General features: G+C 34.9%; 36 protein-coding genes and 1 riboswitch. Of the genes, 25 read left to right on the forward strand and 11 right to left on the reverse strand.

The window, feature by feature from the left end; all coding sequences use genetic code 11:
• The first annotated feature begins 172 nt into the window (after positions 1 to 172).
• On the forward strand, positions 173 to 457 hold the full coding sequence (locus PNEUHYL_RS05705) for a hypothetical protein (RefSeq protein ID WP_059366260.1): 285 nt from the start codon (positions 173 to 175) through the stop codon (positions 455 to 457).
• 10 nt (positions 458 to 467) lie between these two features.
• Here PNEUHYL_RS05705 and PNEUHYL_RS05710 read toward each other — a convergent pair whose 3' ends face one another.
• The 4 genes from PNEUHYL_RS05710 to PNEUHYL_RS05725 form a co-directional block, all read right to left on the reverse strand.
• Positions 468 to 707, reverse strand: coding sequence for a DUF1496 domain-containing protein (locus tag PNEUHYL_RS05710; protein WP_059366261.1), 240 nt, complete (start codon positions 705 to 707; stop codon positions 468 to 470).
• 1 nt (position 708) lies between these two features.
• Positions 709 to 990: a DUF1496 domain-containing protein gene (locus PNEUHYL_RS05715; protein WP_059366262.1), complete on the reverse strand. Its 282-nt coding sequence runs from the start codon at positions 988 to 990 to the stop codon at positions 709 to 711.
• A 1-nt stretch (position 991) separates the two neighbouring features.
• Complete coding sequence (locus PNEUHYL_RS05720) at positions 992 to 1,189, reverse strand: hypothetical protein (RefSeq protein ID WP_129582432.1); 198 nt, start codon at positions 1,187 to 1,189, stop codon at positions 992 to 994.
• Positions 1,190 to 1,387: 198 nt separating this feature from the next.
• Positions 1,388 to 1,579 (reverse strand): hypothetical protein, encoded by a 192-nt coding sequence (locus tag PNEUHYL_RS05725; protein WP_059366264.1) that lies wholly within the window; start codon positions 1,577 to 1,579, stop codon positions 1,388 to 1,390.
• Between the two features lie 148 nt (positions 1,580 to 1,727).
• On the opposite strand from PNEUHYL_RS05725, the gene PNEUHYL_RS05730 reads away from it, so the two are divergent.
• The 11 genes from PNEUHYL_RS05730 (at position 1,728) to PNEUHYL_RS05780 (ending at position 9,674) form a co-directional block, all read left to right on the forward strand.
• On the forward strand, positions 1,728 to 2,999 hold the full coding sequence (locus tag PNEUHYL_RS05730; protein WP_059366265.1) for a phage/plasmid replication protein, II/X family: 1,272 nt from the start codon (positions 1,728 to 1,730) through the stop codon (positions 2,997 to 2,999).
• A gap of 24 nt (positions 3,000 to 3,023) precedes the next feature.
• Complete coding sequence (locus tag PNEUHYL_RS05735) at positions 3,024 to 3,320, forward strand: single-stranded DNA-binding protein (RefSeq protein WP_059366266.1); 297 nt, start codon at positions 3,024 to 3,026, stop codon at positions 3,318 to 3,320.
• A gap of 332 nt (positions 3,321 to 3,652) precedes the next feature.
• A complete protein-coding gene (locus tag PNEUHYL_RS05740) occupies positions 3,653 to 3,913 on the forward strand; it encodes a hypothetical protein (protein WP_059366267.1) in 261 nt (86 codons plus the stop codon).
• Positions 3,914 to 3,931: 18 nt separating this feature from the next.
• A complete protein-coding gene (locus PNEUHYL_RS05745; RefSeq protein WP_059366268.1) occupies positions 3,932 to 4,165 on the forward strand; it encodes a hypothetical protein in 234 nt (77 codons plus the stop codon).
• Between the two features lie 48 nt (positions 4,166 to 4,213).
• Entirely contained in the window at positions 4,214 to 5,830 is a 1,617-nt protein-coding gene (locus tag PNEUHYL_RS05750) for a hypothetical protein (RefSeq protein WP_239690375.1), read from the forward strand.
• A 9-nt stretch (positions 5,831 to 5,839) separates the two neighbouring features.
• The gene (locus tag PNEUHYL_RS05755; RefSeq protein ID WP_059366270.1) at positions 5,840 to 6,136 is read left to right on the forward strand and encodes a DUF2523 family protein; all 297 of its coding nucleotides are present in this window, start codon (positions 5,840 to 5,842) and stop codon (positions 6,134 to 6,136) included.
• A gap of 8 nt (positions 6,137 to 6,144) precedes the next feature.
• Entirely contained in the window at positions 6,145 to 7,173 is a 1,029-nt protein-coding gene (locus tag PNEUHYL_RS05760; protein ID WP_059366271.1) for a zonular occludens toxin family protein, read from the forward strand.
• Positions 7,170 to 8,294, forward strand: coding sequence for a type II secretion system protein GspD (locus PNEUHYL_RS05765; RefSeq protein ID WP_059366272.1), 1,125 nt, complete (start codon positions 7,170 to 7,172; stop codon positions 8,292 to 8,294). Before PNEUHYL_RS05760 ends, PNEUHYL_RS05765 begins: the two co-directional genes overlap by 4 nt.
• Before the next feature lie 41 nt (positions 8,295 to 8,335).
• Positions 8,336 to 8,557: an EexN family lipoprotein gene (locus tag PNEUHYL_RS05770; RefSeq protein WP_059366273.1), complete on the forward strand. Its 222-nt coding sequence runs from the start codon at positions 8,336 to 8,338 to the stop codon at positions 8,555 to 8,557.
• A 105-nt stretch (positions 8,558 to 8,662) separates the two neighbouring features.
• A complete protein-coding gene (locus tag PNEUHYL_RS05775; RefSeq protein WP_059366274.1) occupies positions 8,663 to 9,013 on the forward strand; it encodes a hypothetical protein in 351 nt (116 codons plus the stop codon).
• Between the two features lie 376 nt (positions 9,014 to 9,389).
• Positions 9,390 to 9,674, forward strand: a complete 285-nt coding sequence (locus PNEUHYL_RS05780; protein WP_059366260.1) for a hypothetical protein — start codon at positions 9,390 to 9,392, stop codon at positions 9,672 to 9,674.
• A gap of 10 nt (positions 9,675 to 9,684) precedes the next feature.
• Here the strand turns inward: PNEUHYL_RS05780 and PNEUHYL_RS05785 are convergent, their stop codons facing one another.
• The 3 genes from PNEUHYL_RS05785 to PNEUHYL_RS05795 all read right to left on the reverse strand — a co-directional run bounded on the left by PNEUHYL_RS05785 (position 9,685) and on the right by PNEUHYL_RS05795 (position 10,513).
• Positions 9,685 to 9,924: a DUF1496 domain-containing protein gene (locus PNEUHYL_RS05785; RefSeq protein WP_059366261.1), complete on the reverse strand. Its 240-nt coding sequence runs from the start codon at positions 9,922 to 9,924 to the stop codon at positions 9,685 to 9,687.
• A 1-nt stretch (position 9,925) separates the two neighbouring features.
• The gene (locus tag PNEUHYL_RS05790) at positions 9,926 to 10,123 is read right to left on the reverse strand and encodes a hypothetical protein (RefSeq protein WP_129582432.1); all 198 of its coding nucleotides are present in this window, start codon (positions 10,121 to 10,123) and stop codon (positions 9,926 to 9,928) included.
• 198 nt (positions 10,124 to 10,321) lie between these two features.
• A complete protein-coding gene (locus tag PNEUHYL_RS05795) occupies positions 10,322 to 10,513 on the reverse strand; it encodes a hypothetical protein (protein ID WP_059366264.1) in 192 nt (63 codons plus the stop codon).
• A 148-nt stretch (positions 10,514 to 10,661) separates the two neighbouring features.
• Here PNEUHYL_RS05795 and PNEUHYL_RS05800 point away from each other — a divergent pair, with 148 nt between their 5' ends.
• From PNEUHYL_RS05800 to ftnA (PNEUHYL_RS05855), 12 genes are all read left to right on the forward strand, one after another.
• Complete coding sequence (locus tag PNEUHYL_RS05800) at positions 10,662 to 11,933, forward strand: phage/plasmid replication protein, II/X family (protein WP_059366265.1); 1,272 nt, start codon at positions 10,662 to 10,664, stop codon at positions 11,931 to 11,933.
• 24 nt (positions 11,934 to 11,957) lie between these two features.
• Entirely contained in the window at positions 11,958 to 12,254 is a 297-nt protein-coding gene (locus PNEUHYL_RS05805; RefSeq protein WP_059366266.1) for a single-stranded DNA-binding protein, read from the forward strand.
• Positions 12,255 to 12,586: 332 nt separating this feature from the next.
• Positions 12,587 to 12,847: a hypothetical protein gene (locus PNEUHYL_RS05810; RefSeq protein WP_059366267.1), complete on the forward strand. Its 261-nt coding sequence runs from the start codon at positions 12,587 to 12,589 to the stop codon at positions 12,845 to 12,847.
• A gap of 18 nt (positions 12,848 to 12,865) precedes the next feature.
• Complete coding sequence (locus PNEUHYL_RS05815) at positions 12,866 to 13,099, forward strand: hypothetical protein (protein ID WP_059366268.1); 234 nt, start codon at positions 12,866 to 12,868, stop codon at positions 13,097 to 13,099.
• Positions 13,100 to 13,147: 48 nt separating this feature from the next.
• Positions 13,148 to 14,764, forward strand: a complete 1,617-nt coding sequence (locus tag PNEUHYL_RS05820; protein ID WP_239690375.1) for a hypothetical protein — start codon at positions 13,148 to 13,150, stop codon at positions 14,762 to 14,764.
• Positions 14,765 to 14,773: 9 nt separating this feature from the next.
• Complete coding sequence (locus PNEUHYL_RS05825) at positions 14,774 to 15,070, forward strand: DUF2523 family protein (RefSeq protein ID WP_059366270.1); 297 nt, start codon at positions 14,774 to 14,776, stop codon at positions 15,068 to 15,070.
• A gap of 8 nt (positions 15,071 to 15,078) precedes the next feature.
• Positions 15,079 to 16,107 carry a zonular occludens toxin family protein gene (locus tag PNEUHYL_RS05830; protein ID WP_059366271.1) on the forward strand — a complete coding sequence of 343 codons (1,029 nt, stop codon included), beginning with the start codon at positions 15,079 to 15,081 and terminating at the stop codon, positions 16,105 to 16,107.
• Positions 16,104 to 17,228 (forward strand): type II secretion system protein GspD, encoded by a 1,125-nt coding sequence (locus tag PNEUHYL_RS05835; protein WP_059366272.1) that lies wholly within the window; start codon positions 16,104 to 16,106, stop codon positions 17,226 to 17,228. The genes PNEUHYL_RS05830 and PNEUHYL_RS05835 overlap by 4 nt, the downstream gene beginning before the upstream one ends.
• 41 nt (positions 17,229 to 17,269) lie before the next feature.
• Complete coding sequence (locus PNEUHYL_RS05840) at positions 17,270 to 17,491, forward strand: EexN family lipoprotein (protein WP_059366273.1); 222 nt, start codon at positions 17,270 to 17,272, stop codon at positions 17,489 to 17,491.
• Between the two features lie 105 nt (positions 17,492 to 17,596).
• Positions 17,597 to 17,947, forward strand: a complete 351-nt coding sequence (locus PNEUHYL_RS05845; protein WP_059366274.1) for a hypothetical protein — start codon at positions 17,597 to 17,599, stop codon at positions 17,945 to 17,947.
• A 571-nt stretch (positions 17,948 to 18,518) separates the two neighbouring features.
• On the forward strand, positions 18,519 to 19,004 hold the full coding sequence (ftnA, locus tag PNEUHYL_RS05850) for a non-heme ferritin (RefSeq protein ID WP_059366275.1): 486 nt from the start codon (positions 18,519 to 18,521) through the stop codon (positions 19,002 to 19,004).
• 17 nt (positions 19,005 to 19,021) lie between these two features.
• On the forward strand, positions 19,022 to 19,522 hold the full coding sequence (gene ftnA / locus PNEUHYL_RS05855) for a non-heme ferritin (RefSeq protein ID WP_059366276.1): 501 nt from the start codon (positions 19,022 to 19,024) through the stop codon (positions 19,520 to 19,522).
• A 41-nt stretch (positions 19,523 to 19,563) separates the two neighbouring features.
• Here ftnA (PNEUHYL_RS05855) and moaE read toward each other — a convergent pair whose 3' ends face one another.
• The 4 genes from moaE to moaA form a co-directional block, all read right to left on the reverse strand.
• Positions 19,564 to 20,016 carry a molybdopterin synthase catalytic subunit MoaE gene (gene moaE / locus PNEUHYL_RS05860; RefSeq protein ID WP_059366277.1) on the reverse strand — a complete coding sequence of 151 codons (453 nt, stop codon included), beginning with the start codon at positions 20,014 to 20,016 and terminating at the stop codon, positions 19,564 to 19,566.
• A 4-nt stretch (positions 20,017 to 20,020) separates the two neighbouring features.
• Complete coding sequence (gene moaD / locus PNEUHYL_RS05865) at positions 20,021 to 20,266, reverse strand: molybdopterin synthase sulfur carrier subunit (protein WP_059366278.1); 246 nt, start codon at positions 20,264 to 20,266, stop codon at positions 20,021 to 20,023.
• Between the two features lie 3 nt (positions 20,267 to 20,269).
• A complete protein-coding gene (moaC, locus tag PNEUHYL_RS05870) occupies positions 20,270 to 20,749 on the reverse strand; it encodes a cyclic pyranopterin monophosphate synthase MoaC (RefSeq protein ID WP_059366279.1) in 480 nt (159 codons plus the stop codon).
• Positions 20,750 to 20,788: 39 nt separating this feature from the next.
• Positions 20,789 to 21,802 carry a GTP 3',8-cyclase MoaA gene (gene moaA / locus PNEUHYL_RS05875; RefSeq protein ID WP_059366280.1) on the reverse strand — a complete coding sequence of 338 codons (1,014 nt, stop codon included), beginning with the start codon at positions 21,800 to 21,802 and terminating at the stop codon, positions 20,789 to 20,791.
• Positions 21,791 to 21,933, reverse strand: a riboswitch (molybdenum cofactor riboswitch). It overlaps the preceding gene by 12 nt.
• A 148-nt stretch (positions 21,934 to 22,081) precedes the next feature.
• Here moaA and PNEUHYL_RS05880 point away from each other — a divergent pair.
• The gene (locus tag PNEUHYL_RS05880) at positions 22,082 to 23,017 is read left to right on the forward strand and encodes a gluconeogenesis factor YvcK family protein (RefSeq protein ID WP_059366281.1); all 936 of its coding nucleotides are present in this window, start codon (positions 22,082 to 22,084) and stop codon (positions 23,015 to 23,017) included.
• Positions 23,018 to 23,040: the final 23 nt, after the last annotated feature.

Consider the following 23,040-nt stretch of genomic DNA (forward strand, 5'->3'; position numbering starts at 1 on the left):
TGTGCATAAGTCTGTGATTTCCTTAACCCGTAGTTTTTACTTACCCGATAACTAATTTCGCATAAGGTTTTTCGGATTATGTTACAATTCGCCGCGCGGTATAATGGCGCAAGCACCGCGCAAGAATTTACACATAATCCGCTGTTATGCGAAATTATAAGTTATTGAATTTATGTCAAATATTACCATTCAACATATCACCCCACGGCATTTTTATGAGGCTGTAAGACTCTTGAAACAAACAGATCATCACATCAGATTTAGTTATGATACGGTTGAGATCCGTTTTGTTTTTGACAGATTAGAAACAGCAGAGCAGACACAGGCGAGATTTGAGCAAATGGAGCATTTAGGGGAATTTTTAAAGGAACTGACAAATTCATCAGTTCCTGTTGATTTAGAGGAATTTATTAAACTATACCGTTATCAACCAAAGAATAAGTTTTTTAGGCGTTAATTTAATAAATTTATTTACCCCAAGATAGAGTTTTATCAAATACATCAGTGCTATAAGTGCCACATTTTAGAGTTACACCTTCAGCTTTTATAATACTGCCATTAGAGTAGGGCTTGCCATCATAGATACAAAATTTTGTGTTATCTGATTTTGTTTCTGGGAGTGATTTATAGACTTTTCTTTCGAAAGAGGGCTGTTGGCAAGCTGCTAAAAGAAAAGCTGTAATAGAAATTGTCAATAGTTTTTTCATTTTAGCTCTCCTTTTTGTCAAATTTTTTCAAATTCTTTTGAATTATCTTATCAATAGATAGAGTTTTATCAAATACATCAGTGCTATAAGTGCCACATTTTAGAGTTACACCTTCAGCTTTTATAATACTGCCATTAGAGTAGGGCTTGCCATCATAGATACAAAATTTTGTGTTATCTGATTTTGTTTCTGGGAGTGATTTATAGACTTTTCTTTCGAAAGAGGGCTGTTGGCAAGCTGCTAAAAGAAAAGCTGTAATAGAAATTGTCAATAGTTTTTTCATTTTAGCTCTCCTTTTTGTCAAATTTTTTCAAATTCTTTTGAATTATCTTATCAATATCAACATTTGTTGTATGTGGAGGCGTTACTTTATCTAATAAATCTCTGTTTTCTTTGGTTTGTCTTAGACCATGTTTTCTAAGTTGATAATTTTGTTCATATTCTTGGCTTTGGTTATGAAATTTACGATCTGATTTTGGCATGACGTGTCTCCTATCTCGTTTAGCTAAATCTATGCAAAAATTTTGCATAATCAATTTGTCGAGTTGTCCGAGTACACTCTCTTTAATAGTGTACTCTTGTTCCATTTTGGAACAAATTTGCTTGATAAATGTTCAATTCTGTTTTATTGCTCTCCTAAATTTTGAATAAACAATCACGCTTTTTGAATTATTATTCATTTATGCGGTTTGTTTCTCTTTTTCTGTATGCTCAATATAAGCAATAGCGTCTTTTGCAAATTGGTCTACTAAAACATTCATTACTTCTGTCCATTTGACTGGACGACCTATTTTCATTCCGACTTCCATTGCTAGACGTTCAACCTTAAGCTTCTTTTCTAGCTTGATATTGAAACTTGCTGTTGTTTTCATAATTTATACCTATCATAAAACTGGTATTCAAACTTTGGGGAGTAATTATATAGTTTTTTACCTAAAATGCATTTTACCTATTTACACATTTAGGTAATTATTCTATTATCTGCATAAATACTTTTTTAGGTAAAAAGGTAAATTCTAAATGATAGACTTCCTTAAGCTCTCAATCCCATTCAAAAAAGAGTGTTTAATCATCTGCAAGGATGGTGAAACCTCCTTTTTGCGTGAGACATTGATTGAGATTGCAAGAAGAGCAGGTATAAAACTACAAGCAGGTAATGTAACTTTTGAAATTGACGGTGATCTTGATGTTTCTGAACTTTCCCATCCTTATGAAACAATTCCTAGCCATTACGGTTCGTTAGCAATGAAGATTTTTAACGGTAGTGAAATATTGAAAACACCGCCGAGAATTGAATTAAAAGCCAGTCCAGCAAAACTTATACAGGGGCATAATGTATTTGGTTCAACTCAATTAAAAGTTTGTGCGTTTGCAATGTGGCATACGTTTATTAAAGGAATGCCTGAACTTGCTGATATGGTTGATTTTGAAAATACCGAAGTTGATTGGATAGATGTTACTTATTCAGCCCACATCAATTCAGAAACTGTACAAAAGCAAGTCATCAATTTTCTCCAAAATGTTTCATTAGGGCAAACAAAAAAGACCCGACATAGTAAAGAATACGAGACAACAGCAGAATGGAATACAGGTTCAAAACACCGAGTATTAAAAGTCTATTTAAAAGGTTATGAACTGCAAAAACGCCTATCAGAAGCCCAATCAGAATTTAAAAAGTCACCAAGTAAAAAGCATTTAAAAAACGTTATTAGTGTCTTGAGCAATCCTAATTTAATTGAATTTTCTAAGAAATGCGTGCGTTTTGAAGCACGTTTAAAACAGCGTTATCTTGATGAAAACAAGTTACCAAGAAATTTACTCAAATTAATAGCCTATCAACAGAAATACGAAGCAGAACAGGGTAAAGACCTGATAAAAGAATTATGGCAACAAGCCTTTAAAGACATTATTCAAGCAGTTGGAGAAAGTAAAATGAACGTATATAACCGAGACGGTATTCAAAAACTATTAAGAAAGCATTATTACAACGTAACGCCTAAAGGCAATATTAGTTATGCCAAAGCAGATAGATTATTTGGGTTTTATAAAAATCTACTTAATGACGGTTATCACGAAACATTAAATTCAATGGCAAGAAATACATTTTGGCGACACGAAAAAGATTTAATCGCAATCGGATTGACAAAAGCCCAATTACAAAATCTGAAAGTGAATGAACGTCATAACATCATGCCAATAATGAAATTAGTTGAAATTGATTTTATACATCAACGACCAATTTGGTACAAAGAGCCAACTATCAATGACCCAATTTTTGCTTTAGTTGCTTAATTTTTAACAATAGGAGAAATCAAAATGAGTAATCAAAATCTGGCTAATTATGTATTAAAAGTACAAATTTTTCCAACGTCAAAAGTAGAAGAACGTTCAGGAGTAAGTGAGAAAACCGGAAAAAATTGGTATATCCGAACTCAAGAGGCTTATATCCATTTAGGTGGTCAATTCCCAGTACAAGTAAAAGTACCATTAGCAAAAGACCAAGTGCCGTATGGTTCTGGGGATTATTATGTTCATCCACAATCATTTAAAACGAGTGCTTATTTTGATTTAAAAGTAGGTGATATTGTTCTTGTTCCAGCTGATGAGAAATAAGATATGGATTTATTATATTTGGTCTTTTCTGTTATTTTTCTATCTTTTTTTTATTGGTTTTTTGGGATTTGGTTAATAGGAAGTAGTTTTAAAGAACATATATATTTCTTTATTAGAGGCGTTAAAAGATTAAGGCGTGGAAAATTTGGTCAAAATGAAATGGTAGTGCATTTTATCTTAACTATTTTTTTCTTTATTTTTTCTATATTTATAGTTGTATTTATTAGAAGTTCGGGATTTTGAATAATGCGAGAATTTATTCAAATGATTGGTGCAAGTTTTATTGGCTGTAGCCTTGCCCTAACAATTTTTTATTTATTGGTATTTCATTTATGACCAATGAAATAGAGATTACAACCAAATTCTGTCATCCCTATATGAATTTCGGGGGAGAAGATGGCTGTAGTGATGTAGTTTTGAAAGTTCCACAATCCGAGGCGGTCAAACTTCAAATTGTGGAGCATTCAAAGGGCGAAACAGTAGGAATTGAGTATTATCCTGAATTCTTTGCTGTTTCATTTTCAATCACTTTGCTTTTTTGGCTTGTTGCTAAATTCGGTTGGATGATTATAGAAACAATCAAAAGAGCATAGTTAAAGAAGGAAAACATTATGTTGAAATTTTTGAAAAAGACAAGTGGAAAAGTTGCTGTTGCAACAGCTGGTTTATTAGCCTCTACAATGTCATTGGCTGAAACACAAGCAGTTGATTACACGGCTTTAACCTCCAAAATTGACTTCAGCGGAGCAATTACGGCGGTATTAGGTGTAATTGCCTTAGTTGTTGGAGCATTAGTCGCTTGGAAAGGTGGGCAATGGATTGTAAAAGCGGTGCGTTCTGCTTAATCAATAGAGGGGGACATGAATCCCCTTTTTCTTAGGAGGTATTATGACGTGGCAAATTGTCTTTTTTGTATGGGGGTTATTATGCGCTTGGGCGGTCATTCGTGGTATAGACGGTTAATAATTTGTTTCATTATCTCGCAATTTTTACATGTACAAGTTGCACACTCATTTGCACCTATTCTAGGAAGAGCGGTTTTAACAAGGGTTTTAGGGAATGTTGTTGCTCGGAGAGCTGCTGTTAGTGTTGCAGCTAATGATGCTTCAATCGTTGCATTACGCACAATGCAAACATATAGAGCATTAGGTACGGTAGCCGCAAATGATGCCCGATTCGCTTTAACTGCTAAGTCAACCTTACGGCATGTGAAAGATATTTCGTGGGTTTCACTCGCATTGAATAGTGGGGTAATTACTTTATCCGATTTAAATGTTGAGGGAAATGATAAAGTGTCTGTTACTTTTGAACCTAGTGCAGTTAAGTTAGCTGATGGGCGTTATGCAATTCAAGTTAATGGGGAAACAAAAATTGTTAATGCGAACCCAAGTAAAAATGATCCTGTGATTTATCAATATTCTAAAGAGAAAAAACAAATTCCAGATGAATTAAGTGAAGTTTATAAATCAGATACATTAGATAATCGCTATAAATATTTTGATGAGTTAAGAACAGGGGAGTATGCCCAATCAAATTCACTTGAAAAATTATCTGAATATATATCTCAAGAAGAATGGGGAGGAAAAGGGGAAGAAAGTTATCTTAGCGTTAATATTGATGGAAAAGAACACCAATATTTGTATTCTAAAACAACTGTAGAAAATCGTTATTTAAGACATCAACAAATCGGCGATAGAATTCATCCCACAGTGCGGCAAACTTTTACCGAGAAGCAATTAAGATATGATTTTAATCCCATGCTTTCCGGATATACCGGAGAGAATACAGTTTATTCTTTTAACCCACCTAAAGAAAGTGATTATCAGATTTCTACACGCACAACAACCGTGAGCTATATCAATTTTGAAATCAATCCAAATTGGGTTGGGGATAATATTCAAACAACACCACAAGAACAACAATTAGGCTCAATCGCTGATTTGGATTTGGGATTATATACTCAGCCATTGACAGCGACGCAACTCGCTCAATTATTTAATGCTTTGATGATGTCGGCTGCTTCTCAAGCTGATTATGAAGGCATTCCATTTACTTCTACAAACCCAGTTACAGCAAGTGAAGTCAATGCGGTTTTAACAGAGCTAGGCATTAGCCCGACTTATGCTGATTTATTTGCTAAAGCTGGAACAGGCGATAAATTAGAATTTGATTACAATGTATCACCATCACCTAATCCAGCTCCAAATCCTCGCCCTAATGACGGCAAATTTGATGAAGATATTGATATGTCAGAATTAGAGTATCCCGAATTAGAATCACCGACAGCACGACAAATTCTAGAACCATTAAAACAATTTTTCCCTGAATTCCAAAAATTACATATTCAAGAAAAAGGGGCTAGTTGTCCGACATGGTCATTTGATGCATTAAATCGGACCTATACGATAGATGGACATTGTATATTGTTGGAGAAATACCGTAATTTGTTTTCATCAGTATTTATGCTGATTTGGTCAATTATTGCGGTTAGACGGTTATTAAGTGCATAGGAGAAGAATATGGGAAGTCTTATTTTACGTTTGTTAAGTGGGTTATTAGGCTTTGTATTTAAAGGTGTTGTTGGTAAGTTTTTTGTATTTTTTGCGTTATTTTATGTAACGACAGAATTTGTACCGGAAATTATTAATTTATTTGTTCCACAGGAATTAAACGTTAATTTTCAAACACTATTTAATTATTTGCCTAATGATGTTTGGTATTTCTTAGAATTATTCAAAGTGCCTTTTGGCATATCGTTATATCTATCCGCTATGGTTGCTCGTTTCATTATTAGACGTATCCCAATAATAGGCTAGGGGGATATATGGCAATTTTAGCATATGTCGGTATTCCGGGGAGTGGCAAGTCTTATGAAGTGGTAAGTTCGGTTATTCTGGAGCATTTTAGAAAAGGTCGCCGTATTGTCAGTAATATTGAAGGGGTAACACAGGAAAAACTGACGCATTACTGTATTAAAAAAGGTGATAAAGAGAGTAATTTGGGTGAATTTATCAGTGTAACGGACGAAATTTGTCAACAACCTGACTTTTTCCCTTACAAAGGGGCAACTGAAACGGTTTGTAGGGCTGGTGATTTAATTTGCCTTGATGAAGTTTGGCGTATTTTTCCTAGCGATAAAATTCACGAAAATCACCGCTCTTTTTTGGCTGAACATCGACATTTTACTCATGAAAAAACAGGTGAGTGCTGTGATTTGGTTGTCATCAACCAATCTATTTCTCAATTACCTCGATTTATTAAAGATCGTATTGAAATGACTTATCAAATGTCAAAACTGACTGCATTAGGTATGTCAAATCGCTATCGGGTTGATATTTTTACAGGTGCGAAGACCACAAAAACGAATAAAACGCTTCAACTACAACGTAAATATGATAAAGAGATTTTTCACTTGTACAAAAGTTATGATGGTGAAAATGGGAAAGAAAATGTCGTTGATGGTCGAGGCAATATTCTAAAATCCTTTCAGTTCAAAGCAATGATTGCCCTTGTTCTTATATTATTTATTGTTGGTATTTATGCGTTTAAATCTTTTTTCCCAAGTGAACAAGAATCTTCATCTAAAGTATTAATACCACCGAGACAGGAAGAAAAATTGGTGACTTCACTTCAGGAAAGAAAACCCTTTTCATCGCCTACTCAACTCAAATTATCAGATAAATGGCGAATAACAGGAGAATTAACCAAGAATGGCAATGCTTTTGTTATTCTTGTCGATAATCAAGGAAATCTACGGTTAGAACCTCGAAGTCAATTTCAGTTTAGCGGTCGAATGTTGCAAGGAGAAATTGATAATCAAATAGTTAATTATTATTCGGGAGTAGAAAAATGAAAAAATATTTATGGGCAATGTTGCTATTATCCTTTGGTATTTCTGCAAAAAATGTAGATTTTAAATTGGAAGCTGTCCCATTACCTAAGGCAATATCAATGATTTATGATGAAGTATTGGAAAAGCCTTATATGCTTGACCCTAAATTAGCTGGGGATACAAGATTAATTAGCTTTCATACTACTGAAAAACAGGATTTTAATCAGTTCATTGAACGCTATTTTGACAATATAAATATCAAGGTGTACGAGAAAAAAGGCGTGGTTTATATTGCTCACGTTGAACCAAAGCCAGCCAAAGTTATTAAAAAGAGCTTTGTCTATAATCCCATTCACCGTGATACTGAATACCTTGCTCAATTTGTTCAAGGAGATGGGGCAGTTTCAGCCAGTGGCGATAAACTTGTCTTTTACGGCACAAATGAAGAGATAGCGAGAGCAAAAAGTGTATTAAAATCGGTTGATACAAAGTCTAAAGAGGTTGTTGTAACAGGTTATGTCTTTGAAGTACAAGATATTGAAAAAGAGGGAAGCGGCATTAACTTATTGGCGAAATTGTTATCGGGTAAACTTGGTATTAACATTGGCTATAAACAAAACTATGAAAATTTTATCACTGTCAATGCCGGTAATTTAGATGCAATGATAGAGTTATTTCGTACAGATAGCCGTTTTCAAGTAGTGAGTAGTCCAACTTTAAGAGTTAAATCAGGTTCAAAAGGAAATTTCTCTGTGGGGTCTGATGTACCCGTTTTATCTAATCTTACTTATCAAGATGGAAGACCTATTCAAGCCATAGAATACCGTTCTTCTGGTGTTATCTTTGATATTCAACCAACCATCAAGAATCAAGCCATTGATTTGAAAATTCAGCAACAACTATCAAATTTTGTTAAAACTGATACAGGCGTCAATCAATCTCCGACCTTGATAAAACGAGATATTATTACCGATGTTACAGTAAAAAATGGTGATGTTATTGTTCTCGGCGGACTTGCTGAAAATAAACTAACAGAGGGGGAGACAGGATTTTCATTTCTGCCAAAAGGTTGGCTAACAGGGAAGTCGAAATCAAATACAAAGACAGATATTATTGTTCTTTTGCAGGTGAAAGAGTTATAAACTATAATTTTAGCCGCTAAAATTCATAAAGGAGAAATATAATGAATAAAGTTTTACCTACTTTCGCTTTAGTTTTTGGTGTTGTTGCTTGTTCAGAACCAGTAAAAACAAAAGCCTATTATTCAAAAAACTTAGATGAAGCCCGTAAAGTTGTAGAAGTCTGTAAAAATAAGGATACAATGACTGCTACTGAAAAGGAAAATTGCCAAAATGCAGCTAGCGCAATGTTGTGGGCTCCTAGTAATTCAGGGCTAAGACCGTAGAAAGATACAACGTAACTTTTATGGAAAGTTAAAAAATAATCTAAACTTGCTTTAGATTATTTTTTGACTTCAGCAACTGGAGCGAAGCGAAAGGCGGTAGTAAAAATGAAAGCATATAACAGCGAGTATTTCTATGATCCAATGAGGGCTTTTTATGACAGCGGAGCCGATTATCTTACGGTAACGAAGCATAGGTTAGTCGTTATTGCTAAAAATGCCTATGCAACATTATTCAAAATATCTTGCGGTGATTATGGAAATTGTCCAATAGCAACCGAGCAAATAGAGCAAGATATGACGGATTTAAATGTATTTTGTAGATTATTTGAAAATGCAAAAGAATTTCCATTAGACAAAAACCATGTCAAATATAGCTATGAATTAGACTATGATGAGCAGATTAAAGAATTGGATAAAATTTTACTAAAATATGTAGAATTTTTGAGTTCTAAGTAGAATTTTAAAAAGTCATAAAAAAAGCTACGCCCGCAGCTATGGCGAGGACGTGGCTTTTTTTATGGCTTGTTACTTACTGTTTTTTCTCAAAACGCTTTACAACGCCCTGACATTTCATTTCAACTGTTCAATAAAACACCTCAAAAATCCGTCACAACGCTTAAAAATCACTTTATTTGTCCTGTTTAACTAGTATTTGTGACTTGTGTATAACTCTGTGATTTATTTAATCCGTAGTTTTCGCTCACCTTATCACTAATTTCGCATAAGGTTTTTCGGATTATGTTACAATTCGCCGCGCGGTATAATGGCGCAAGCACCGCGCAAGAATTTACACATAATCCGCTGTTATGCGAAATTATAAGTTATTGAATTTATGTCAAATATTACCATTCAACATATCACCCCACGGCATTTTTATGAGGCTGTAAGACTCTTGAAACAAACAGATCATCACATCAGATTTAGTTATGATACGGTTGAGATCCGTTTTGTTTTTGACAGATTAGAAACAGCAGAGCAGACACAGGCGAGATTTGAGCAAATGGAGCATTTAGGGGAATTTTTAAAGGAACTGACAAATTCATCAGTTCCTGTTGATTTAGAGGAATTTATTAAACTATACCGTTATCAACCAAAGAATAAGTTTTTTAGGCGTTAATTTAATAAATTTATTTACCCCAAGATAGAGTTTTATCAAATACATCAGTGCTATAAGTGCCACATTTTAGAGTTACACCTTCAGCTTTTATAATACTGCCATTAGAGTAGGGCTTGCCATCATAGATACAAAATTTTGTGTTATCTGATTTTGTTTCTGGGAGTGATTTATAGACTTTTCTTTCGAAAGAGGGCTGTTGGCAAGCTGCTAAAAGAAAAGCTGTAATAGAAATTGTCAATAGTTTTTTCATTTTAGCTCTCCTTTTTGTCAAATTTTTTCAAATTCTTTTGAATTATCTTATCAATATCAACATTTGTTGTATGTGGAGGCGTTACTTTATCTAATAAATCTCTGTTTTCTTTGGTTTGTCTTAGACCATGTTTTCTAAGTTGATAATTTTGTTCATATTCTTGGCTTTGGTTATGAAATTTACGATCTGATTTTGGCATGACGTGTCTCCTATCTCGTTTAGCTAAATCTATGCAAAAATTTTGCATAATCAATTTGTCGAGTTGTCCGAGTACACTCTCTTTAATAGTGTACTCTTGTTCCATTTTGGAACAAATTTGCTTGATAAATGTTCAATTCTGTTTTATTGCTCTCCTAAATTTTGAATAAACAATCACGCTTTTTGAATTATTATTCATTTATGCGGTTTGTTTCTCTTTTTCTGTATGCTCAATATAAGCAATAGCGTCTTTTGCAAATTGGTCTACTAAAACATTCATTACTTCTGTCCATTTGACTGGACGACCTATTTTCATTCCGACTTCCATTGCTAGACGTTCAACCTTAAGCTTCTTTTCTAGCTTGATATTGAAACTTGCTGTTGTTTTCATAATTTATACCTATCATAAAACTGGTATTCAAACTTTGGGGAGTAATTATATAGTTTTTTACCTAAAATGCATTTTACCTATTTACACATTTAGGTAATTATTCTATTATCTGCATAAATACTTTTTTAGGTAAAAAGGTAAATTCTAAATGATAGACTTCCTTAAGCTCTCAATCCCATTCAAAAAAGAGTGTTTAATCATCTGCAAGGATGGTGAAACCTCCTTTTTGCGTGAGACATTGATTGAGATTGCAAGAAGAGCAGGTATAAAACTACAAGCAGGTAATGTAACTTTTGAAATTGACGGTGATCTTGATGTTTCTGAACTTTCCCATCCTTATGAAACAATTCCTAGCCATTACGGTTCGTTAGCAATGAAGATTTTTAACGGTAGTGAAATATTGAAAACACCGCCGAGAATTGAATTAAAAGCCAGTCCAGCAAAACTTATACAGGGGCATAATGTATTTGGTTCAACTCAATTAAAAGTTTGTGCGTTTGCAATGTGGCATACGTTTATTAAAGGAATGCCTGAACTTGCTGATATGGTTGATTTTGAAAATACCGAAGTTGATTGGATAGATGTTACTTATTCAGCCCACATCAATTCAGAAACTGTACAAAAGCAAGTCATCAATTTTCTCCAAAATGTTTCATTAGGGCAAACAAAAAAGACCCGACATAGTAAAGAATACGAGACAACAGCAGAATGGAATACAGGTTCAAAACACCGAGTATTAAAAGTCTATTTAAAAGGTTATGAACTGCAAAAACGCCTATCAGAAGCCCAATCAGAATTTAAAAAGTCACCAAGTAAAAAGCATTTAAAAAACGTTATTAGTGTCTTGAGCAATCCTAATTTAATTGAATTTTCTAAGAAATGCGTGCGTTTTGAAGCACGTTTAAAACAGCGTTATCTTGATGAAAACAAGTTACCAAGAAATTTACTCAAATTAATAGCCTATCAACAGAAATACGAAGCAGAACAGGGTAAAGACCTGATAAAAGAATTATGGCAACAAGCCTTTAAAGACATTATTCAAGCAGTTGGAGAAAGTAAAATGAACGTATATAACCGAGACGGTATTCAAAAACTATTAAGAAAGCATTATTACAACGTAACGCCTAAAGGCAATATTAGTTATGCCAAAGCAGATAGATTATTTGGGTTTTATAAAAATCTACTTAATGACGGTTATCACGAAACATTAAATTCAATGGCAAGAAATACATTTTGGCGACACGAAAAAGATTTAATCGCAATCGGATTGACAAAAGCCCAATTACAAAATCTGAAAGTGAATGAACGTCATAACATCATGCCAATAATGAAATTAGTTGAAATTGATTTTATACATCAACGACCAATTTGGTACAAAGAGCCAACTATCAATGACCCAATTTTTGCTTTAGTTGCTTAATTTTTAACAATAGGAGAAATCAAAATGAGTAATCAAAATCTGGCTAATTATGTATTAAAAGTACAAATTTTTCCAACGTCAAAAGTAGAAGAACGTTCAGGAGTAAGTGAGAAAACCGGAAAAAATTGGTATATCCGAACTCAAGAGGCTTATATCCATTTAGGTGGTCAATTCCCAGTACAAGTAAAAGTACCATTAGCAAAAGACCAAGTGCCGTATGGTTCTGGGGATTATTATGTTCATCCACAATCATTTAAAACGAGTGCTTATTTTGATTTAAAAGTAGGTGATATTGTTCTTGTTCCAGCTGATGAGAAATAAGATATGGATTTATTATATTTGGTCTTTTCTGTTATTTTTCTATCTTTTTTTTATTGGTTTTTTGGGATTTGGTTAATAGGAAGTAGTTTTAAAGAACATATATATTTCTTTATTAGAGGCGTTAAAAGATTAAGGCGTGGAAAATTTGGTCAAAATGAAATGGTAGTGCATTTTATCTTAACTATTTTTTTCTTTATTTTTTCTATATTTATAGTTGTATTTATTAGAAGTTCGGGATTTTGAATAATGCGAGAATTTATTCAAATGATTGGTGCAAGTTTTATTGGCTGTAGCCTTGCCCTAACAATTTTTTATTTATTGGTATTTCATTTATGACCAATGAAATAGAGATTACAACCAAATTCTGTCATCCCTATATGAATTTCGGGGGAGAAGATGGCTGTAGTGATGTAGTTTTGAAAGTTCCACAATCCGAGGCGGTCAAACTTCAAATTGTGGAGCATTCAAAGGGCGAAACAGTAGGAATTGAGTATTATCCTGAATTCTTTGCTGTTTCATTTTCAATCACTTTGCTTTTTTGGCTTGTTGCTAAATTCGGTTGGATGATTATAGAAACAATCAAAAGAGCATAGTTAAAGAAGGAAAACATTATGTTGAAATTTTTGAAAAAGACAAGTGGAAAAGTTGCTGTTGCAACAGCTGGTTTATTAGCCTCTACAATGTCATTGGCTGAAACACAAGCAGTTGATTACACGGCTTTAACCTCCAAAATTGACTTCAGCGGAGCAATTACGGCGGTATTAGGTGTAATTGCCTTAGTTGTTGGAGCATTAGTCGCTTGGAAAGGTGGGCAATGGATTGTAAAAGCGGTGCGTTCTGCTTAATCAATAGAGGGGGACATGAATCCCCTTTTTCTTAGGAGGTATTATGACGTGGCAAATTGTCTTTTTTGTATGGGGGTTATTATGCGCTTGGGCGGTCATTCGTGGTATAGACGGTTAATAATTTGTTTCATTATCTCGCAATTTTTACATGTACAAGTTGCACACTCATTTGCACCTATTCTAGGAAGAGCGGTTTTAACAAGGGTTTTAGGGAATGTTGTTGCTCGGAGAGCTGCTGTTAGTGTTGCAGCTAATGATGCTTCAATCGTTGCATTACGCACAATGCAAACATATAGAGCATTAGGTACGGTAGCCGCAAATGATGCCCGATTCGCTTTAACTGCTAAGTCAACCTTACGGCATGTGAAAGATATTTCGTGGGTTTCACTCGCATTGAATAGTGGGGTAATTACTTTATCCGATTTAAATGTTGAGGGAAATGATAAAGTGTCTGTTACTTTTGAACCTAGTGCAGTTAAGTTAGCTGATGGGCGTTATGCAATTCAAGTTAATGGGGAAACAAAAATTGTTAATGCGAACCCAAGTAAAAATGATCCTGTGATTTATCAATATTCTAAAGAGAAAAAACAAATTCCAGATGAATTAAGTGAAGTTTATAAATCAGATACATTAGATAATCGCTATAAATATTTTGATGAGTTAAGAACAGGGGAGTATGCCCAATCAAATTCACTTGAAAAATTATCTGAATATATATCTCAAGAAGAATGGGGAGGAAAAGGGGAAGAAAGTTATCTTAGCGTTAATATTGATGGAAAAGAACACCAATATTTGTATTCTAAAACAACTGTAGAAAATCGTTATTTAAGACATCAACAAATCGGCGATAGAATTCATCCCACAGTGCGGCAAACTTTTACCGAGAAGCAATTAAGATATGATTTTAATCCCATGCTTTCCGGATATACCGGAGAGAATACAGTTTATTCTTTTAACCCACCTAAAGAAAGTGATTATCAGATTTCTACACGCACAACAACCGTGAGCTATATCAATTTTGAAATCAATCCAAATTGGGTTGGGGATAATATTCAAACAACACCACAAGAACAACAATTAGGCTCAATCGCTGATTTGGATTTGGGATTATATACTCAGCCATTGACAGCGACGCAACTCGCTCAATTATTTAATGCTTTGATGATGTCGGCTGCTTCTCAAGCTGATTATGAAGGCATTCCATTTACTTCTACAAACCCAGTTACAGCAAGTGAAGTCAATGCGGTTTTAACAGAGCTAGGCATTAGCCCGACTTATGCTGATTTATTTGCTAAAGCTGGAACAGGCGATAAATTAGAATTTGATTACAATGTATCACCATCACCTAATCCAGCTCCAAATCCTCGCCCTAATGACGGCAAATTTGATGAAGATATTGATATGTCAGAATTAGAGTATCCCGAATTAGAATCACCGACAGCACGACAAATTCTAGAACCATTAAAACAATTTTTCCCTGAATTCCAAAAATTACATATTCAAGAAAAAGGGGCTAGTTGTCCGACATGGTCATTTGATGCATTAAATCGGACCTATACGATAGATGGACATTGTATATTGTTGGAGAAATACCGTAATTTGTTTTCATCAGTATTTATGCTGATTTGGTCAATTATTGCGGTTAGACGGTTATTAAGTGCATAGGAGAAGAATATGGGAAGTCTTATTTTACGTTTGTTAAGTGGGTTATTAGGCTTTGTATTTAAAGGTGTTGTTGGTAAGTTTTTTGTATTTTTTGCGTTATTTTATGTAACGACAGAATTTGTACCGGAAATTATTAATTTATTTGTTCCACAGGAATTAAACGTTAATTTTCAAACACTATTTAATTATTTGCCTAATGATGTTTGGTATTTCTTAGAATTATTCAAAGTGCCTTTTGGCATATCGTTATATCTATCCGCTATGGTTGCTCGTTTCATTATTAGACGTATCCCAATAATAGGCTAGGGGGATATATGGCAATTTTAGCATATGTCGGTATTCCGGGGAGTGGCAAGTCTTATGAAGTGGTAAGTTCGGTTATTCTGGAGCATTTTAGAAAAGGTCGCCGTATTGTCAGTAATATTGAAGGGGTAACACAGGAAAAACTGACGCATTACTGTATTAAAAAAGGTGATAAAGAGAGTAATTTGGGTGAATTTATCAGTGTAACGGACGAAATTTGTCAACAACCTGACTTTTTCCCTTACAAAGGGGCAACTGAAACGGTTTGTAGGGCTGGTGATTTAATTTGCCTTGATGAAGTTTGGCGTATTTTTCCTAGCGATAAAATTCACGAAAATCACCGCTCTTTTTTGGCTGAACATCGACATTTTACTCATGAAAAAACAGGTGAGTGCTGTGATTTGGTTGTCATCAACCAATCTATTTCTCAATTACCTCGATTTATTAAAGATCGTATTGAAATGACTTATCAAATGTCAAAACTGACTGCATTAGGTATGTCAAATCGCTATCGGGTTGATATTTTTACAGGTGCGAAGACCACAAAAACGAATAAAACGCTTCAACTACAACGTAAATATGATAAAGAGATTTTTCACTTGTACAAAAGTTATGATGGTGAAAATGGGAAAGAAAATGTCGTTGATGGTCGAGGCAATATTCTAAAATCCTTTCAGTTCAAAGCAATGATTGCCCTTGTTCTTATATTATTTATTGTTGGTATTTATGCGTTTAAATCTTTTTTCCCAAGTGAACAAGAATCTTCATCTAAAGTATTAATACCACCGAGACAGGAAGAAAAATTGGTGACTTCACTTCAGGAAAGAAAACCCTTTTCATCGCCTACTCAACTCAAATTATCAGATAAATGGCGAATAACAGGAGAATTAACCAAGAATGGCAATGCTTTTGTTATTCTTGTCGATAATCAAGGAAATCTACGGTTAGAACCTCGAAGTCAATTTCAGTTTAGCGGTCGAATGTTGCAAGGAGAAATTGATAATCAAATAGTTAATTATTATTCGGGAGTAGAAAAATGAAAAAATATTTATGGGCAATGTTGCTATTATCCTTTGGTATTTCTGCAAAAAATGTAGATTTTAAATTGGAAGCTGTCCCATTACCTAAGGCAATATCAATGATTTATGATGAAGTATTGGAAAAGCCTTATATGCTTGACCCTAAATTAGCTGGGGATACAAGATTAATTAGCTTTCATACTACTGAAAAACAGGATTTTAATCAGTTCATTGAACGCTATTTTGACAATATAAATATCAAGGTGTACGAGAAAAAAGGCGTGGTTTATATTGCTCACGTTGAACCAAAGCCAGCCAAAGTTATTAAAAAGAGCTTTGTCTATAATCCCATTCACCGTGATACTGAATACCTTGCTCAATTTGTTCAAGGAGATGGGGCAGTTTCAGCCAGTGGCGATAAACTTGTCTTTTACGGCACAAATGAAGAGATAGCGAGAGCAAAAAGTGTATTAAAATCGGTTGATACAAAGTCTAAAGAGGTTGTTGTAACAGGTTATGTCTTTGAAGTACAAGATATTGAAAAAGAGGGAAGCGGCATTAACTTATTGGCGAAATTGTTATCGGGTAAACTTGGTATTAACATTGGCTATAAACAAAACTATGAAAATTTTATCACTGTCAATGCCGGTAATTTAGATGCAATGATAGAGTTATTTCGTACAGATAGCCGTTTTCAAGTAGTGAGTAGTCCAACTTTAAGAGTTAAATCAGGTTCAAAAGGAAATTTCTCTGTGGGGTCTGATGTACCCGTTTTATCTAATCTTACTTATCAAGATGGAAGACCTATTCAAGCCATAGAATACCGTTCTTCTGGTGTTATCTTTGATATTCAACCAACCATCAAGAATCAAGCCATTGATTTGAAAATTCAGCAACAACTATCAAATTTTGTTAAAACTGATACAGGCGTCAATCAATCTCCGACCTTGATAAAACGAGATATTATTACCGATGTTACAGTAAAAAATGGTGATGTTATTGTTCTCGGCGGACTTGCTGAAAATAAACTAACAGAGGGGGAGACAGGATTTTCATTTCTGCCAAAAGGTTGGCTAACAGGGAAGTCGAAATCAAATACAAAGACAGATATTATTGTTCTTTTGCAGGTGAAAGAGTTATAAACTATAATTTTAGCCGCTAAAATTCATAAAGGAGAAATATAATGAATAAAGTTTTACCTACTTTCGCTTTAGTTTTTGGTGTTGTTGCTTGTTCAGAACCAGTAAAAACAAAAGCCTATTATTCAAAAAACTTAGATGAAGCCCGTAAAGTTGTAGAAGTCTGTAAAAATAAGGATACAATGACTGCTACTGAAAAGGAAAATTGCCAAAATGCAGCTAGCGCAATGTTGTGGGCTCCTAGTAATTCAGGGCTAAGACCGTAGAAAGATACAACGTAACTTTTATGGAAAGTTAAAAAATAATCTAAACTTGCTTTAGATTATTTTTTGACTTCAGCAACTGGAGCGAAGCGAAAGGCGGTAGTAAAAATGAAAGCATATAACAGCGAGTATTTCTATGATCCAATGAGGGCTTTTTATGACAGCGGAGCCGATTATCTTACGGTAACGAAGCATAGGTTAGTCGTTATTGCTAAAAATGCCTATGCAACATTATTCAAAATATCTTGCGGTGATTATGGAAATTGTCCAATAGCAACCGAGCAAATAGAGCAAGATATGACGGATTTAAATGTATTTTGTAGATTATTTGAAAATGCAAAAGAATTTCCATTAGACAAAAACCATGTCAAATATAGCTATGAATTAGACTATGATGAGCAGATTAAAGAATTGGATAAAATTTTACTAAAATATGTAGAATTTTTGAGTTCTAAGTAGAATTTTAAAAAGTCATAAAAAAAGCTACGCCCGCAGCTATGGCGAGGACGTGGCTTTTTTTATGGCTTGTTACTTACTGTTTTTTCTCAAAACGCTTTACAACGCCCTGACATTTCATTTCAACTGTTCAATAAAACACCTCAAAAATCCGTCACAACGCTTAAAAATCACTTTATTTGTCCTGTTTAACTAGTATTTGTGACTTGTGTATAACTCTGTGATTTATTTAATCCGTAGTTTTCGCTCACCTTATCACTAATTTCGCATAATGTATATTATGTTAAATTTAATGTGGAATGAAGTAACTTTTTAAACGCTATCTTTATCTATGCTCTTTAATTCTGCCGACAGAATTGAAAAATTTAATTTCAAGCTATTTAGGGGTATTAAAGTTGACATAGTTTTTATTGCTGCAAAATCAATAATTAAATGAGAATAATTTACTTTGTTTTTAACCTTTAAAATTAATAAGTTACAATCATATGGTAAAAAAATATCTTGAAAATTCTCATTTATCTATCTAGAATGTCCTAGTTCATTATTTATTGATCAAAACGGAAAGGAGTTAGTTATGCTGAATCAAGCAATTACAGATAGATTAAACGAACAAATTAACTTAGAGTTTTACTCTTCCAATGTTTATCTACAAATGAGTGCATGGTGTTCAAAACATGGTTATGAAGGTGCTGCAGCCTTTTTACTTCGTCATGCAGACGAAGAGCTAGAACATATGCACAAATTATTCCAGTATGTAAGTGAGACCAGCGGTATGCCGCTTTTGGGTAAAATTGAAGCGCCGAAAAATGATTATTCCTCATTAAAGGAAGTATTCGAAATTACGTTGGAGCACGAAAAACTTGTCACTTCAAAAATTAATGAATTAGTTGAGGTAACTTTTGCAAATAAAGACTACTCTACATTTAATTTCTTGCAATGGTATGTGGCTGAACAACATGAAGAAGAAAAATTATTCAATAGTATTATTGATAAATTTAATTTAGTCGGGGAAGATGGCCGTGGTTTATATTTCGTCGATCGTGATTTGGCAACTTTATAATAGATAGGAGATATAAAATGTTATCAACAAATGTCGTAAAATTATTAAATGATCAAATGAATTTGGAATTTTATTCTTCTAATTTGTATCTTCAAATGAGTGCATGGTGTGAGCAACAAGGTTTTGAAGGTACAGCAAAATTCTTATCTGCGCATGCAGCAGAAGAAATGCAGCATATGCGCAAATTATTCACTTATTTAAATGAGACCGGTGCATTAGCTATTATTTCTGCGATTGAAGCACCACAGCACGAATATAAATCACTAAAAGAAGTAATTGAGATTACTTATCAACATGAAAAATTAATTACCGATAAAATTAATGAATTAGTCGGTCTTACTTTTGAAGAAAAAGACTACTCAGCATTTAATTTCTTACAATGGTATGTAGCTGAACAACACGAAGAAGAAAAACTCTTTAGCAGTATTTTAGATAAACTGAACCTTCTTGGTGAGGATGGTAAAGGCTTGTTCTTAATTGATAAAGATTTAGGTAATCTTGCCGGTTCGGAAGGCTAGAATGATTTAATCGAAAGCTCGGTTTCCCGAGCTTTTTAGTTTTACCACTTTTCTAATGCTGTTTTATCTGAATCTCTCGCTTCAATCCAGCGCTCTCCTCTGTTGGTCTGCTCTTTCTTCCAAAACGGCGCTTTTGATTTAAGATAATCCATAATAAATTCATTGGCCCTATAAGCGTCGCCACGATGTGCCGAGGCCACACCAACTAATACGATCTCATCGCCGGTATGTAATAATCCAACACGATGAACAACCGCGATCCGCTGAATATCCCAACGTTGTTTGGCTTCCGATACAATTTCCTGTAATGCTTTTTCTGTCATAGCAGGATAATGTTCCAAATAAAGACTTGATACATCATCGCCTAAATTGAGATCACGGACTTTTCCCACAAAAATAACGACTGCACCAACGGAGTATTGTGCTGAAAGCCATTGGTAAACCGAATTTTGATCAAATTCCTCTTCTTGCACAGAAATCTGGATATTATTCATACTATTAACCCCCAGTTACCGGAGGGAAAAAAGCAATCTCATCGCCGGATTTAACCACACTTTCAAGTGGACTTAAAGTGTGATTAATCGCGACAAGCAGTTTTTCTTTTTCCAATGCTAATGCCCACTTGTCACCTTGTAGAGATAGGTGCCGACGTATGGCTTCTGCACTCGCAAACTCCCCTTCCAACTCAATTCCATCCAGTCCGATAGTTTCACGTGTCTGACCAAAAAATAATATATGTAACATCAACTATTTCTCCGCTAAAAAATGACCTGATTTTCCACCACTCTTTTCAAGTAAGCGAACTTGCGAAATCACAATATCTTTTTGTATTGCTTTGCACATATCATAAATGGTCAGTGCTGCAACACTTGCTGCTGTTAGAGCTTCCATTTCTACCCCAGTTTTTCCTGTCAGTTTACAAAAGGACTCAATACGAATTTGATTCGTTTCCGCCAAAGGTTCTAGGTTTATTTCTACTTTTGAAAGTAGCAAGGGATGACATAATGGAATAAGTTCCCAAGTGCGTTTTGCTGCTTGAATACCTGCAATACGTGCGGTAGCAAATACATCACCCTTATGATGTTGTCCGTTTAGAATCATACTTAATGTTTCTTGTGACATGGTCACTAAGGCTTCGGCACGCGCCTCGCGTACGCTTTCGGTTTTGCAGGATACGTCTACCATATTGGCTTCACCCTGGCTATTGATATGAGTAAATGTTGTCATAATTAAAAGTGCGGTTAATTTTGAAAAAGTTTTTGAATTTTATCCGCCTATTGAGGCAAGGTGGTTACGCACACCACTATCTCCTTGATGTAAATAATGGTGTTCACGTTTACTTTGTAAGGCGGCAAAAATTCGAGCTTGTAAAAGCGATTGATGTTCATCAGATTGTAATAGATCGCGCAATTCAACACCTTCTTCACCAAATAAACAAAGATGTAATTTTCCTTTTGAGGATACCCGTAAACGATTGCAGCTCGCACAAAAGTTCTTTTCATAGGGCATAATTAAGCCGATTTCCCCCTGATAATCAGGATGTTTAAATACTTTTGCCGGCCCGTCCGTTAGAGATTTTTGCTGTTGTTGCCAACCTTGAGCGATTAACTTATCAGCAAGAACTTTCCCGGAAAGGTGATAGTGATGGAAAAAATTATCCATTTCTCCCGTTTGCATCAGCTCAATAAAACGCATTTGAATCGGACGGGCTTTCACCCAAGCGAGAAATTGATTAAATTCAATATCATTTAAATTTTTCATTAATACCGAATTAACCTTGATTTTCTCATAGCCCACTTCAAAAGCACGTTCAATGCCACGCATGATTTCTTCAAATTTATTAATACCGGTAATTTGGTGAAACATTTTCGGGTCGAGGCTATCTACGCTCACATTAATGGAAGTAATGCCAGCACGTTTCCAAGCATCGACATCTTTCGCCATACGATAACCGTTTGTGGTCAACGCAATTTGATTGATACCTTCGATTTGAGCAATATTTTCAGCAATCGTAAGAAAATCTTTACGTAAAGTCGGTTCGCCACCGGTTAAACGGATCTTTTTCGTCCCCATATCGGCAAAAGCCCTTGCGATACGGATAATTTCACTTAACGTGAGGAAACTGGGTTTATTGGCTTCCGGTTGATAGCCGTTTGGTAAGCAATAGTTGCAACGGAAATTACACTGATCGGTAATCGACAGTCGTAAATAATAGTAGGCACGCTGGAATGCATCGACTAAACACGAGCCGCCTACGTTTTTTATAGGAATGGATTGCATGAGACACCTTTCTAAAATGGAGAGGACAAGCCGTTTCCAACTTATCCCTGAATAACAAACATCGTTATTGGCATTGCCGTCATATTCTGCTTGAGAACTTAGACTAAACAAGCTCGGAGTTATGCGATAAAATGATTTCAGCATTTTAAAAGATTCCGGTCGAACAACGCAATGAGTTCATTTGAACTTCATTGTAAATTCAGTAAATTCTTTTAAATTTATTATATAAAAAAATATATAATGATTGGCGTATTAATTAATTTTAGGTAGAAAAATTCCATGTCAGATTTCACCCCACAGAGTCAATACCAATATTTAAATAATCTACGCATTGTCGCTATTGGCGGCGGGCACGGTTTAGGGCGGGTAATGTCTGCGTTAAGTTTTATGAAAGAACGCCTAACCGGTATTGTTACTACTACGGATAATGGCGGCTCAACCGGTCGTATTCGTTTACAACAAGGCGGGATTGCTTGGGGTGATCTCCGAAATTGTTTAAACCAAATTATTACCGAACCGAGTACTGCTTCTGCTTTATTTGAGTATCGTTTTAGTGGCAAAGGAGAATTGGCAGGCCATAATTTGGGCAATTTAATGCTAAAAGCACTCGAAAATATGCACGTTCGTCCGCTTGATGGGGTGAATCTCATTCGAGACTTATTACGGGTTAAATCCTATTTGATTCCTATGTCCGAAAGCCCTGTTCATCTTGCTGCAAGCCTTGGTACCGGCTCCAGTATTGTGGGTGAAGTCAGTATTGATAATTTAACCGAAACGCCACAATCATTATTTCTTATTCCGTTGGTTCGGGCTACGCCGGAAGCTATTCAAGCAATTGAGCAGGCAGATGTTATTTTATTCGGGCCGGGAAGTTTCTTAACCAGTATAATGCCGCCTCTGCTTTTATCTGATATAGGCACCGCAATTCGTACAAGTATGGCGAGAAAAATTTTTATTGATAATTTAGGCATAGAATTAGGTACCGCCGCTACCCTTTCTTTAGCTGAACGTATTCACTGGATTCACCATACTATCGGTGCAACTATTCTTGACGGGGTGATTACGCCTATACAAGAAAAAAGTGCGGTCAATATTTCAGATATTTCCTCAGTAAAAATACTCGAAAAACGTTTGAATGCGGATGACATCAGTTACCGCCACGATCGAACATTATTGGCAAAAGCTATTGATGAAATGCTGGAAGAATTAAATTAAGCTTGACCGCACAATTTAAACGT

This window comes from Rodentibacter caecimuris, assembly GCF_001019715.1.
GTDB lineage: Bacteria > Pseudomonadota > Gammaproteobacteria > Enterobacterales > Pasteurellaceae > Rodentibacter > Rodentibacter caecimuris.